Source organism: Streptomyces sp. NBC_01463 (assembly GCA_036227345.1).
Classification (GTDB): Bacteria; Actinomycetota; Actinomycetes; order Streptomycetales; family Streptomycetaceae; genus Streptomyces.
The window spans coordinates 7,238,669-7,251,251 of sequence record CP109468.1; the positions used below are offsets into that span (position 1 = coordinate 7,238,669).

The following is a 12,583-nucleotide window of genomic DNA, read 5'->3' on the forward strand; positions in this document are numbered from 1 at the left end:
GGGCGACAGAAATTAGGGACGCGCTGTTTCCGGGGCGTGACGTGACCGTGTCCGGGCGGGGCCGAAGTGCTCACGCCCTCCGGCGGGTTGCCGAAGGGCGTGAGCGCGGGCCCGCGCGGAAGGACCGCTACTTGGCGGGCATCAGGACCGTGTCGACGATGTAGACCGTCGCGTTGGCGGTCGGGACGTTGCCGCAGACGACCTTCGAGGAGTCGTTCACGGTGTACGTCATGTCCGAACCGGACGTCGTCAGCTCGCTCTTCTCCAGGGTGTCGAAGGAGCCCTTCTCCAGCTGCTTCGGCGTCAGCTTCTGGCCCACCACGTGGTAGGTGAGGACCTTGGTGAGCGCGGCCTTGTCGGCGAGCAGCTTGTCCAGGTCGGCCTTCGGGACCTTGGCGAAGGCGTCGTTGGTCGGGGCGAACACCGTGATGTTCTGCGCGTTGTTCAGGGTGTCGACCAGGCCGGCCTTCTTGACCGCGGTGACCAGGGTGGACAGCGCCGGGTTGTGCGAGGCGGCCGTGGCGACCGGGTCCTTCGCCATGCCGTCGAAGGAGCCCGCACCGTTCTTCGGCACCGACGAACAGGCGGGGCCGAAGGGCTGGTCCATGGGCATCGTGTCGCTCGCGGACGCCGACGCCGGGTCCGAGGCCTTCGCCGAACTGGCCGAGGAGCCGGACGCGCTGTCCTTGGAGTCGCTGGAGCAGGCCGAAAGGGCCAGCGGCAGGACGAACGCCGCCGAGATGGCGACGGCGGCACGACGCGCGTGGGTGACCTTCATGATGGTTCTCCTGGTTCGTATGGGTGACCGAATGATTACGGTCGGTAAGGGGGTTGGGCTGTGCGAAACGCTGCTCCTCGCGGAGCGCGTGAGTAAGGGGAGGTGGTGACCGTCCGGTCAGGACACGTCGACCACCACCGAGTGCCAGCCCGTCGCACCGTTGGGTACGGTGCCGACGCGCCGGTCGGTCTGAGTGGCGCCGGTGCGGTCCGTCGCACGGACCTCCAGGGTGTGGTTGCCGGAGGTGGCCGGCCACTCCCACACCCACTGGCGCCAGGTGTCACGGCTGTCCTCGGCCGCCAGCTTCGCGGGATTCCACGGGCCGCCGTCCACCCGGACCTCGACCCGCTGGATACCGCGGTGCTGGGCCCAGGCGACCCCGGCGACCGGAATGGTGCCGGCCTTCGGGGAGGCGAAGGGGCGGGGGGTGTCGATCCGGGACTCGGTCTTGATCGGTGCCTGCTTGGACCAGGAACGCTTGACCCAGTAGGCGTCGTAGTCGTCGAACGTGGTCAGCTCGATGTCCTTGATCCACTTGCAGGCCGAGACGTATCCGTACAGGCCGGGAACGACCATCCGGACCGGGAAGCCGTGGTCGAAGGGCAGCGGCTCACCGTTCATGCCGAGGGCGAGCAGCGCGTCGCGTCCGTCCATGACGTCCTCGACCGGCGTGCCGATCGTCATGCCGTCCACCGAACGCGCCACGATCTGGTCGGCGGGTCCACCGCCGGACGGCGGCTTCACCCCCGCCTCGCGCAGCAGATCGGCCAGTCGCACACCGATCCATCGCGCGTTGCCGACATACGGTCCGCCCACCTCGTTGGACACGCAGGTCAGAGTGATGTCGCGCTCGATGATCTCGCGGCGCAACAGGTCCTGGAAGCTGAGCGTCAGGGGCGTCTTCACGCCCTTGCCGTGGATCCTCAGCCGCCAGTCGTTCGCGTCGATCCGCGGCACGACCAGCGCCGTGTCCACCCGGTAGAAGCTCTTGTTCGGGGTGACGAACGAGCTCAGCCCCCGGATCTTCAGATCGGCGCCCGCGGGTACGGCGGGCGCCCGCGAGCCGGGTACGGGCAGCACCAGGTCGTTCCGTGAGGCGGTGGCCCCGGCCTGGACGGCGGAGGTGAGCCGCCGCCCGAGCAGACCGGCACCGGCCGAGGCGACCGCCGCGGCGCTCGCCGCGATGACGAAGCCCCGCCGGTCGAAGGTGCCGCGGACCGGCTCCCCGTCCCTCCCGCCAGCCGCGGGGGAGGGGCCGGGAGCCGGAGCCAGCCGTCCGACCAGGAAGTACAGCAGTCCTGCGGCCAGCACGGTACCCACCACCGAGGGCAGGGCGTCGGACGGGCGGCCCTCCGGCCGCCCGATCGCCGCGACCGCCCCGACCACGCCGAAGACCAGAACGGCCGCCGAACCGATCAGCCGGTGCCGCAGTGCCAGCATCCCGACCGCCACGGCGAAGACCGCCAGCAGGGCCAGAATCCCGAGCTCCAGGACCAGCTTGTCGTTGGTGCCGAAATGGCGGACCGCGAAGTCCTTCAGCGCCGGGGGAGTGCGGTCGATCACCGCACCGCCCACCACCGCGACCGGACCCGCCTCGGGACGCACGACCGCCGCCACGAGCTCGGCGACGGCCAGGGCGCAGAACCCGGCGATCACACCGCTGAGCGCGGCGCAGGCTGCTCGTGCCCAGCGGGACCGCCGGGACCCGGGGGCCCCGCTCTTCGCTTCGTTCCGATCTTCGCTCACAACCGGGATTCGTGGCCGGTCGGCCCGCGGATTGGTCTGTCACCCGAACGAATGAGAGTCGGTCCCGGCCAATCCGCGGCGCGACCTGTAACGAACCACAGTTGAGAGGCCTCGCCGCTCGCGCGCGTCAGCGCGCGAGCGCGGGGCACGGGCAGGCGGAGGGAACGGCATGACAGGCAGGCGGCAACGTACAGCGGTGGTGGGGAGCGGGGTGGCGGGACTGACCGCCGCGCACATCCTGCGCACGGCCCACGACGTGACGCTGTTCGAGGCGGACGACCGGGTGGGCGGCCACGCGCACACCCACGACCTGCCCGCGTCGGACGGCCGCGTCCACCGCGTCGACTCCGGCTTCATCGTGCACAACCGGCGCACCTACCCGCATCTGCTGCGGCTCTTCGCGGAGCTCGCCGTCCCGACCCAGGAGTCGGAGATGAGCATGTCGGTGCGGTGCGAGGGATGCGGCCTGGAGTACGCGGGTGCCCGCGGCCCGGCCGGTCTGCTCGCCCGGCCCGCCCAGCTCCGGGACCCCGCCTATCTGCGGATGCTGGCCGCCGTGCCGCGCTTCCACCGGGCCGCCCGCCGCCTCCTGGCCGACGGCGGACCGGACGCGGACACGATGACGCTCGGCGAGTTCGCCGCCCGCGGCCGCTTCTCCCCGTACTTCACCGCCCATTTCCTCACCCCCGTGGTCTCCGCGGTCTGGTCCTGCGACCCGGTGACCGCGATGCTGTACCCCGCCCGCTACCTCTTCCGCTTCCTCGACCACCACGGGATGCTCGCGGTCGGCGGCTCCCCGGTGTGGCGGACGGTCACCGGCGGTTCGGGCGCCTACGTCGAACGGGTCACCAAGCAGCTCGCCGCCGTCCGCACCGCGACCCCGGTCCGTGCCGTGCGCCGGCACGCGGACGGCGTCGACCTCGTCACCGCCGACGACACCACCGAGGCGTTCGACTCCGTCGTCATCGCCACCCACCCCGACCAGGCGCTGCGCATCCTCGCCGACCCGACGGACGAGGAACGCCGCACCCTGGGCGCCTTCCGCTACTCCCGCAACCCCACCCTGCTGCACACCGACACCCGGCTGCTGCCGAGCGCCCGCGGCGCCCGCGCCTCCTGGAACTACCTGATGCCGGACTGCTCGGCCGACGCCCGGCACGTCACCGTCAGCTACGACATGAACCGGCTCCAGCGGCTCGACGCCCCCGAGACCTTCGTCGTCACCCTGAACGGCGCCGACCGCGTCGCCCCCGGCCTCGTCCGCGCCCGCATGGTCTACGAACACCCCGTCTTCACCCCGGAGTCGGTGGCCGCGCAGGCCCGGCTGCCCGCCCTGTCCGGCCCGGTCACCGCCTACGCGGGGGCGTACCACGGCTGGGGATTCCACGAGGACGGCTGCCGCTCGGGGGCCGAGGCCGCCGCCGCCCTGGGGGTGGACTGGTGAACGCCCTCTACCCCTGCACCATCGCCCACGTACGGAGTGCGCCGGGCAAGTACGCGTTCCGGCACCGCACCTACCTGTGGCTGATCGACCCGGACGGGCCGCCACCGCTGCCCGCGGCCCTGCGCCTGCTGGCGGGTTTCGACCCGCGCGACCACTTCGGCGGCACGGCCCCGACCATCCGGGACGGACTGAGCCGCTTCCTGGCCGCGAACGGCGTCGACCTCGCCGACGGCAGCGTGCGGATGCTCACCCAGGCCCGGGTGTTCGGCCACGTCTTCAACCCGCTGACCGTCTACTGGTGCCGCCGCGCGGACGGCAGCCCGCTCTGCACGGTCGCCGAGGTGCACAACACGTACGGCGAACGCCACTGCTACCTGCTGCGCCCGGACGCCGACGGCCGGGCGTCCACCGGCAAGGACTTCTACGTCTCGCCGTTCTTCGACGTGACCGGCTCCTACCGGATGCGGCTCCCCGAGCCGGGGCCCCGGCTCGACCTGACGGTGCACCTGGAACGGGCCGGCATCCGGCCCTTCACCGCCACGGTCCGCGGAGTGCGCCGCCCGGTCACCCCGCGCGCCCTGCTCCGGCTGGCGCTGCTCCACCCCTGGTCCACCGCCGTCGTCTCGGCCGCCATCCGGCTGCACGGCATCCGCCTGCTGCTGCGCGGACTGCCCGTACAGCCCCGTCCCCACCACCGCCCCCAGGAAGGAATGCAGTGAGCGTGTCCACGTCCCACTCCCCGTCCCCCTCCACCTCGCCCCCGGTGCACGCCACCGCGGACATCGACCCCGGGCGCTGGCCCGATGTCGTGCGGCCGCCGCGCGGCTCAAGGCTGCGGACCCTCATCGCCGAACGGCTCGTCCGCCATGCCCTGGACCGCCTCCCGCTCCGGGTCCGGCTCGCCGGACGCGAGGACCTCGGCCTCGGCGGCCCGCTGATGGACGTACGCGACCCCGCCACGTTCTTCCGCAGAATCGGCGTCGACGGACTGATCGGCTTCGGCGAGTCCTACATGGCGGGGGAGTGGGACTCACCCGACCCGGTGGGCGTGCTGACCGTCCTCGCCGACCAGGTCGCCACCCTGATCCCGCAGCCCCTCCAGCGGCTGCGGGGCGTCTGGGCCCGCCGCCGCCCCGCCGGACAGCTCGGCACCCGTGAGGGCGCCCGCGACAACATCAGCCACCACTACGACCTGTCCAACGAGCTCTTCGCGCTCTTCCTCGACGAGACGCTCAGCTACTCCTCCGCGATCTTCCGCGGCTTCCCCGCCGAGCACGCCCTGCTGCCCGCCGCCCAGCACCGCAAGATCGACCGGCTGCTCGACCTCACCGAGGTCGGGCCCGGCACCCAGCTCCTGGAGATCGGCACGGGCTGGGGCGAACTCGCGATCCGGGCCGCCGCCCGCGGCGCCCGCGTCGTCTCCGTCACCCTCTCGCGCGAGCAGCAGGAACTGGCCCGCCGCCGGATCAGGGACGCCGGGTTCGAGGACCGTGTCGAGGTCCGGCTCAGCGACTACCGGGACGTCGAGGGCGAGTACGACGCGATCATCAGCGTCGAGATGATCGAGGCGGTCGGCGCCGAGTTCTGGCCGGTCTACTTCCGCACCCTGGAGGAGCGGCTCGCCCCCGGCGGCAGGATCGCCCTCCAGGCCATCACCATGCCGGACGACCGGCTGCGCGCCGGCGGGAGCACCTACACCTGGATCCAGAAGTACATCTTCCCCGGCGGACTCCTCCCGTCCGTCGAGGCCGTCGGACAGGTCACCGCCGAGCACACCGGCCTGCGCGTCGAGCGCTGCGACGACTTCGGCACCCACTACGCCGAGACCCTGCGGCTGTGGCGGGAACGCTTCACCGAACGGACCGACGACGTCGACGCGCTCGGCTTCGACGCCACCTTCCGCCGGATGTGGACCTTCTACCTGGCCTACTCCGAAGCGGGATTCCGCTCCGGCTACCTCCATGTGCAGCAGATGCTGCTGACCCGTCAGGAAACAGCGCGATGACACTCACGGCCAAGCAGACCGCCGCCCCCGGCGCTGCGCAACGCCTCGAACCGCTCGTCGAGCAGCTGCTCGGCGGCGAACTGCCGGTCAGGGTACGGATGTGGGACGGCAGCGAGACCGGCGCCCCCGACGGGCCCCTGGTCCACGTCCGCTCCCGCCGCGCACTGCGCCGGCTCCTGTGGGCCCCGGGCGAACTCGGCCTCGCCGAGGCCTACATCACCGGGGACATCGACATCGAAGGTGATCTCGCCACCGGTCTGCGGGCGATGCGCCACGCGGTGCGCGAACGCGGACTGCGCCCGCCGAGCCCCGGTGCCGGCGGCCGGCTGCGGGCGCTGGGCACCGCGCTGCGGCTGGGCGCCGTCGGCCCCCGGCCACCGGTACCCGCCGCCCGCGCCGGACTCCACGGCGTGCTGCACAGCAAGGCCCGCGACCGGGCCGCCGTCAGCCACCACTACGACCTCTCCAACGCCTTCTACGCGCTGCTCCTCGACGAGACGATGGCCTACTCCTGCGGCTACTGGACCAGTGACGCCCCCGGTTACGGCCCCGCGGACGCGCAGCGCGACAAGCTCGAACTGATCTGCCGCAAGCTGGGACTGCGTCCGGGCGCCCGGCTGCTGGACATCGGCTGCGGCTGGGGATCGCTCACGCTGTACGCCGCGCAGCGGCACGGCGTCCGCGTCACCGCGGTCACCCTCGCCCGGGAACAGGCGGCGTACGTCCGCCACCAGGTGGCCGAACGGAACCTGGAGGACCTCGTCGAGGTCCGCTGCTGCGACTACCGCGACATCGCCCCGGCGCCGGGCCACGAGGGCGGGTACGACGCGGTGTCCACCATCGAGATGGGCGAGCACGTCGGGGACGAGCAGTACCCGGCCTTCGCCGGGACGCTGCACGCCATGGTGCGGCCGCGCGGCCGGGTGCTCGTCCAGCAGATGTCACGCGGGCGCGACGCCCCGGGCGGCGGCGCGTTCATCGAGTCGTACATCGCGCCCGACATGCACATGCGCCCGCTCGGCGAGACGGTGACGCTGCTGGAGGGCGCCGGCCTCGAAGTGCGTGACGTCGAGGGGCTGCGCGAGCACTACGTGCGGACCGTCGACGCGTGGCGGCGCACCCTGGAGGAGAACCACCAGGAGTTCACGGACCTCGTCGGCGAGGAGACCGTGCGGGTGTGGCGGCTCTACCTGGCAGGCGGCGCCCTGGCGTTCGACGAACGGCGGATGGGCGTGGACCAGATCCTCTCCGTACGGCCGGAGACGACCGGTGCGGCCGGGATGCCGGACACCCGCAACGGCTGGTACGCGGCTTCGGCCGAGGTGCCGGCCGCGCGTGACGGGGCGACGGCCGGACTCGCGGAATGAGCGGCTTCGCATGGGCGGCGTTCGCACAGGGCCTGCTGCCCTGTGCGGGCGCCGCCCTGGCCGTCATGCTCGCGACGTTCGCCGTCGCCCTGCGCATGGGTGTGCACCGGGTCGTGGACGTCGCCTGGGGCCTGGGCTTCACCGCCGTGGCCCTCGTCTCGTACGCAGCGTCGGCCGGCGACGGGGACGGCACCCGCCGGCTCCTGGTCACCGTGCTCACCGCCGTGTGGGGGCTGCGCCTGGCCTGGCACATCGCCCGGCGGGGCAGGGGGCACGGCGAGGACCCGCGGTACGCGGCGATGCTCGCCAGGGCGCCGGGCGACCCGCGGCTGTACGCCCTGCGGAAGGTGTACCTGCTCCAGGGCGCCCTGGTCTGGCTGATCTCGCTCCCGGTGCAGGCGGCCGGGTACCTGACGGGACCGGCCGGCGCGTGGGCCTGGGCCGGTGCGGGCGTGTGGGCGGTGGGGCTGGTCTTCGAAGCGGTGGGGGACCGCCAGCTGGCCCGGTTCAAGACAGACCCGGCGAACCGCGGGAAGATCATGGACCGCGGACTGTGGTCCTGGACCCGGCATCCGAACTACTTCGGCGACTTCTGCGTGTGGTGGGGCCTGTTCCTGATCGTGTGCCCGGCGCCCGGCGCGGCCGCCGCCACCCTGGTGGCACCCGTCCTGATGAGCTTCCTGCTCATCGGCGGCAGCGGAAAGGCGCTCCTGGAACGGCACATGGCCGAGCGCCCCGGCTTCGCCGCGTACAGGGACCGGACCAGCGGGTTCTTCCCGCGCCCGCCGCGCCGCGGCTGAGCCGCCCGCCGGGAGGGAGCCAGTGTGCCCCGTACCCCGGCCGCCTCCCAACGGCCGAAGTACGGGGTGGACACCGCGAAATGGCCACGGCCCACCGGGACGACCCGACCCGGGGCGAGCGCGTGCGGCCACTGCGTCAGGGGCCCGGACGAGCGACTGCGCCGGTCACCAACGGGTGCCCGGCGCAGCCGTCGCTCATGCGGCGGGGCGCTCGCTCATGCCGACGGAAGGTTCATCAGGGCCAGCGGGGCCGAGGTCGGCTGCGCCGATCCGCCCGCCGGCTCGACGGTGACACCCATGCCGGTCGCCTGGTCCACCGGGCCGTCGAGCAGGCTGGCGTACGTCGTCGGCGAGGTGCCCGACGCCTGCATCAGACCGGCGGAGCGCATCGTGCCGTCGTCGTCGAACCACAGCTGGTAGACCTTGCCCGCGGGCGCCTCGGCGAGTCCCGAGGCGAGGAACACGGCGCGGTTCTGGCTCTTGGACACCACGACCGTGCCCTTCCCGCCGTCCTCCAGGGACCCGGACCGGGTCTGTGCGTCGGGTGCGGCGAGGACCTGCGCGAGCTGGTCGCTCTCCTGCTGGGCGGCGCGGGAGTCCTGCCGGGCCTCCTGTGCCTCCTGGTTCTGCCACACCGCGATCCCGCCGAAGCCGGCGGCGGCGGCCAGGCTCGCGGCGAGCGCGAACTTCGGCCACCGGGACGTGCGGCTCGCGGTGGTACGGCCGGCGCTCGTGGTGCGGGCGCGGTGGCCGCCGGACGGCGGCTCCTGGCGCACGGTCGCGATCTCCTGCAGCACCCGCTCGCGCAGTTCCCGCGGCGGTGCGGCCGAGACGGCGAGCCCGAGCCGGGTCGCGGTCTCCGAGAGCTCGCGCACCTCGACGGAGCAGGCCTCGCAGTCGCCCAGGTGGCGTTCGAACTCCCGGCGTTCGGAGTCCGGCAGCGCGTGCAGGGCGTAGGCCCCGGTCATCGTGTGCAGTCCGGCGTCGCTCATGCGCTCACCCCGAGGCAGTCGCGCAGCCGGATCAGTCCGTCGCGCAGTCGAGTCTTGATGGTTCCCAGCGGTGTCGCGAGCAGCTCTGCCACTTCGCGATAGGTCAGTCCGCGGTAGTACGCGAGGGTGACGGACTCGCGCTGGAGTTCGGACAGGGTCCGCATGCAGCGGCGGACCTGTTCCCGCTCCAGCCGGCTCTCCACCTGTTCGGTGACGTCGTCGAAGGCGGGGGTGCGGTCGAGCAGCGCCGCCTTGTGCTCACGGGCCGTTGTCGCCTCGACCGAGCGCACCCGGTCCACCGCCCGGTGGTGGGCCAGCGTCAGCACCCAGTTCATGGCGCTCCCGCGGGCGGCCCGGAAGCGCGGCGCCGTGCGCCACACCTCGACCAGTACCTCCTGCGCGACCTCCTCCGACTGGGCGGGATCGCGCAGGACGCTGCGCACCAGACCGAGCACCGGCCCGCAGACGGCCTCGTACACCTGCGCGAACGCATCCTGATCGCCCCGGGCGACCATCCCCAGGAGCTCCTGGAGATCGGGCCCCGCCGAGGCCAATCCGCTGATGTGCACGGCTTCTTTCACGCGGGCTTCCTTCCGGGATGCTCATCGGTCTCCACGGGTGATTCGGAGCCGGTGACGGTGCGGATTGGTCAGGGGACGGAATCCTTCCACGCCCTGCGCGATACGCGATACATCGTGGTTGACGTGTCGCGGAGAATCGAGATATGTTCGGTGACGAGTATTCGGTGACGAAGTGAGGGGTGGTGAGGGCGGTGGCCAAGCGGCGCAAGCTCGGCAATCCACTGGCACTCACGGTGATGGTGCTGCTCGCGGAGCGCCCCATGCATCCGTACGAGATTGCCCAGACCCTCCGCCGGCGCGGCAAGCAGCACAGCGTCAAGATCAATTTCGGCTCGCTCTACACCGTGGTCCAGAACCTGGAGAAGCACGGCTATGTGGAGGTCACGGGCGTGCAGCGGCAGGGCAACCGCCCCGAGCGCACGCTGTACGGCATCACCGGGGCCGGGCGCGCCGAGATGCTGGACTGGTTGTCCGATCTGATCGCGGTGCCCGCCGCCGAGTTCCCCGTCTTCGACACCGCCCTGTCGCTGCTTCCGGTGCTGCCGCCGGACGAGGTGGCGGAGCTGCTGACCGACCGGGAGCAGGCGCAGACCGTCCAGGCGGCGGCCCTCCGGGGCGTGCTCGCCCAACTGGGTGACGCGCTGCCCCGGGTCTTCGTCGTCGAGACGGAGTACCAGCTCCACATGATCGAGGCGCAGCTGGAGTGGATCAGGGGGTTCCGCAAGGAGCTCACCGACTCCGCCATCAGCGGCATCGAGGAGTGGAAGTCGTTCCACGAGACCGGCGAGGTGCCCCAGGACTGGCAGGAACTGGACGAGCAGGCCATCGTCCCTGCCCCCGGCCCCGAAAGCGGGGCGTGACGGAGGAGGACGGACCCGGAAAGAAGAAAAGACCCCGGCAGGAGCTGTTGGAGCAGCGCCCGCCGAGGTCTCGAACCCCGGACCGGACAAGCCGTGAAGGCACGCCAGGCGATCGAGGTGCGGCACACCCAGGATAGCCCGGCACTCCTCACGCGGACCGGCTCGGCCCACCGGGCACTCGGAGACCCGAGTGTCCAGCCGACCACAGGAGAGCTCCGCCATGAGCACCCGTGCGCCCGCCGTCCAGGCGCGGCAGCTGATCAAGACCTATCCAGGTGAGGTCACCGCGCTGAGCGGGATGGACCTCACCGTCGCGCCCGGCACCGTCTTCGGGCTCCTCGGCCCCAACGGGGCCGGGAAGTCCACCACCGTCAAGATCCTCACCACGCTCGCCCGCCCCGACTCCGGGACCGCGTCCGTCGCCGGGCACGACGTCCTGCGCCACCCCGACCGGGTCCGCGGGGCGATCGGTGTCGTCGCCCAGAAGTCCGGCGCCGACCCCGTCGCCACCGGCCGGGAGAACCTGGTGCTCCAGGGCCGCCTGTACGGGATGCGCGGCGCCGCCGTCCAGCGGCGGGCCGATGAGCTGCTGGACCGCTTCGACCTCGCCGACGCCGGGAAGCGCCAGGTCAAGGGGTACTCCGGCGGGATGCAGCGCCGCCTCGACGTGGCGCTCGGTCTCGTCCACCGCCCCGAGGTGCTCTTCCTCGACGAGCCGACCACCGGCCTCGACCCGGAGGCCCGCACGGCGATGTGGGAGGAGATCGCGCGGCTGGCCGCCGACGAGGGCCTCACGATCGTGCTCACCACGCACTACCTCGAAGAGGCCGACCGGCTCGCCGAGCGCATCGCGATCGTCGACCGCGGCCGCATCGTCGTCGAGGGCACCCCCGACGAACTCAAGGGCGAACTGCGCGGCGACGCCGTGCACATGGAGCTGCGCGCCGACGGCGACCGCGCCGCCACCGGCGCGGCGCTCGCCGGACTGCCCGGTGTCCACGAGGTGCTGGTCGAGGGCCGCCGGGTCAGCGTCCGTGCCGACGACGGCGCGGCCGCCGTCCCGGTGCTGCTCGCCGCGCTGGAACGGGCCGGGGCGGCCGTGGCCGCCGCCACGGTCGCCCGCCCCTCCCTCGACGACGTCTATCTGCGCTACGCCGGCCGCCGCTTCTCCGAGGCGGAGACCGCGGCCCCGCACCGCGTCCCCGCCCAGGCCGCCGCAGGAGGAACCCGATGAGCAGTCAGGCCCTCGCCCAGACCTGGTACATGACCCAGCGCCAGCTGACGGCGATCCTCCGGCAGCCGGTCTTCCTGGTGATCTCGCTGATCCAGCCGGTGATCTGGCTGTTCCTGTTCGGCAACCTCTTCAGGAAGGTCGTCGAACTCGGCGGCTTCGGCACCACGTCGTACCTGGACTACCTGATCCCGGGCATCGTCGTGATGAGCGCCCTGGGGTCGAGCATGTGGGCCGGCATGGGCACCCTGGAGGAGATCGAACGGGGCACGCTCAACCGCTTTCTGACGACACCCGTCAGCCGCAACGCCCTGATGAACGCCAACGTCGTGCAGAACGGCATCAGCACCGCCGTGCAGTCCCTGGTCATCGTCCTGCTCGGCTGGGCCGCGGGCGCCACCTACCCGGGCGGGGCGGGCGGACTGCTGATCCTGGTCGTCGCCTCGATCCTGCTCGGCACGGTCTTCGGGGCGTTCTCCAACGCCCTGGGCATGCTGGTCCGCCAGCGTGAGTCGATCATCGGCATCAACACCTTCCTGCTGCTGCCGCTGACCTTCCTGTCGTCGTCCTTCATGGCCCCGAGCCAGATGCCGTCCTGGATGCGCCACATCGCCGACTTCAACCCGGTCAACTGGGCGATGGTGGCCGGACGTTCGGCACTGACCCGGGAACCCGACTGGGGACTGGTGCTCAGCCGCGGGGGAGCGCTGCTGGCCCTCGCCGTGATCGCGGTGTGGCTGTCGACCCGCACCTTCCGCTCGTACCAGAAGTCCGTCTGA

At 72.2% G+C, this 12,583-nt stretch carries 12 protein-coding genes; 8 read left to right on the forward strand and 4 right to left on the reverse strand.

All coding sequences use genetic code 11. From position 1 onward, the window contains the following. Positions 1-127: 127 nt before the first annotated feature. Both OG521_31960 and OG521_31965 read right to left on the reverse strand, forming a co-directional pair. Entirely contained in the window at positions 128-778 is a 651-nt protein-coding gene (locus OG521_31960; protein ID WUW25128.1) for a fasciclin domain-containing protein, read from the reverse strand. A gap of 117 nt (positions 779-895) precedes the next feature. Then, positions 896-2,434 carry a sulfite oxidase gene (locus tag OG521_31965; GenBank protein WUW26874.1) on the reverse strand — a complete coding sequence of 513 codons (1,539 nt, stop codon included), beginning with the start codon at positions 2,432-2,434 and terminating at the stop codon, positions 896-898. A gap of 259 nt (positions 2,435-2,693) precedes the next feature. On the opposite strand from OG521_31965, the gene OG521_31970 reads away from it, so the two are divergent. From OG521_31970 to OG521_31990, 5 genes are read left to right on the forward strand one after another with little or no spacing between them, the layout of a single operon-like run. Further along, positions 2,694-3,968, forward strand: a complete 1,275-nt coding sequence (locus OG521_31970) for an FAD-dependent oxidoreductase (GenBank protein WUW25129.1) — start codon at positions 2,694-2,696, stop codon at positions 3,966-3,968. Further along, positions 3,962-4,687 (forward strand): DUF1365 domain-containing protein, encoded by a 726-nt coding sequence (locus OG521_31975; GenBank protein WUW26875.1) that lies wholly within the window; start codon positions 3,962-3,964, stop codon positions 4,685-4,687. Before OG521_31970 ends, OG521_31975 begins: the two co-directional genes overlap by 7 nt. A gap of 2 nt (positions 4,688-4,689) precedes the next feature. Beyond that, on the forward strand, positions 4,690-5,973 hold the full coding sequence (locus tag OG521_31980) for a cyclopropane-fatty-acyl-phospholipid synthase family protein (protein WUW25130.1): 1,284 nt from the start codon (positions 4,690-4,692) through the stop codon (positions 5,971-5,973). Then, entirely contained in the window at positions 5,970-7,340 is a 1,371-nt protein-coding gene (locus tag OG521_31985) for a cyclopropane-fatty-acyl-phospholipid synthase family protein (GenBank protein WUW25131.1), read from the forward strand. The genes OG521_31980 and OG521_31985 overlap by 4 nt, the downstream gene beginning before the upstream one ends. Continuing rightward, entirely contained in the window at positions 7,337-8,140 is an 804-nt protein-coding gene (locus tag OG521_31990) for a DUF1295 domain-containing protein (GenBank protein ID WUW25132.1), read from the forward strand. The genes OG521_31985 and OG521_31990 overlap by 4 nt, the downstream gene beginning before the upstream one ends. Before the next feature lie 215 nt (positions 8,141-8,355). On the opposite strand, the gene OG521_31995 is transcribed toward OG521_31990, so the two are convergent. Together OG521_31995 and OG521_32000 are read right to left on the reverse strand one after the other, a co-directional pair. Beyond that, the gene (locus tag OG521_31995; protein ID WUW25133.1) at positions 8,356-9,132 is read right to left on the reverse strand and encodes an anti-sigma factor; all 777 of its coding nucleotides are present in this window, start codon (positions 9,130-9,132) and stop codon (positions 8,356-8,358) included. Next, the gene (locus OG521_32000; protein ID WUW25134.1) at positions 9,129-9,713 is read right to left on the reverse strand and encodes a sigma-70 family RNA polymerase sigma factor; all 585 of its coding nucleotides are present in this window, start codon (positions 9,711-9,713) and stop codon (positions 9,129-9,131) included. Before OG521_32000 ends, OG521_31995 begins: the two co-directional genes overlap by 4 nt. A gap of 191 nt (positions 9,714-9,904) precedes the next feature. Here OG521_32000 and OG521_32005 point away from each other — a divergent pair, with 191 nt between their 5' ends. The 3 genes from OG521_32005 (at position 9,905) to OG521_32015 (ending at position 12,583) form a co-directional block, all read left to right on the forward strand. Then, positions 9,905-10,573 carry a PadR family transcriptional regulator gene (locus OG521_32005; GenBank protein WUW25135.1) on the forward strand — a complete coding sequence of 223 codons (669 nt, stop codon included), beginning with the start codon at positions 9,905-9,907 and terminating at the stop codon, positions 10,571-10,573. Positions 10,574-10,793: 220 nt separating this feature from the next. Continuing rightward, entirely contained in the window at positions 10,794-11,807 is a 1,014-nt protein-coding gene (locus tag OG521_32010; GenBank protein ID WUW25136.1) for an ATP-binding cassette domain-containing protein, read from the forward strand. After that, a complete protein-coding gene (locus OG521_32015) occupies positions 11,804-12,583 on the forward strand; it encodes an ABC transporter permease (GenBank protein ID WUW25137.1) in 780 nt (259 codons plus the stop codon). Before OG521_32010 ends, OG521_32015 begins: the two co-directional genes overlap by 4 nt.

Excerpts from the sequence above, each read along its gene's own strand:
- OG521_31960 (WUW25128.1), bottom strand. The coding sequence starts at position 778 with ATGAAGGTCACCCACGCGCGTCGTGCCGCCGTCGCCATCTCGGCGGCG.
- OG521_31990 (WUW25132.1), top strand. The coding sequence starts at position 7,337 with ATGAGCGGCTTCGCATGGGCGGCGTTCGCACAGGGCCTGCTGCCCTGT.
- OG521_32010 (WUW25136.1), top strand. The coding sequence starts at position 10,794 with ATGAGCACCCGTGCGCCCGCCGTCCAGGCGCGGCAGCTGATCAAGACC.
- OG521_31995 (WUW25133.1), bottom strand. The coding sequence starts at position 9,132 with ATGAGCGACGCCGGACTGCACACGATGACCGGGGCCTACGCCCTGCAC.
- OG521_31985 (WUW25131.1), top strand. The coding sequence starts at position 5,970 with ATGACACTCACGGCCAAGCAGACCGCCGCCCCCGGCGCTGCGCAACGC.
- OG521_31970 (WUW25129.1), top strand. The coding sequence starts at position 2,694 with ATGACAGGCAGGCGGCAACGTACAGCGGTGGTGGGGAGCGGGGTGGCG.
- OG521_32015 (WUW25137.1), top strand. The coding sequence starts at position 11,804 with ATGAGCAGTCAGGCCCTCGCCCAGACCTGGTACATGACCCAGCGCCAG.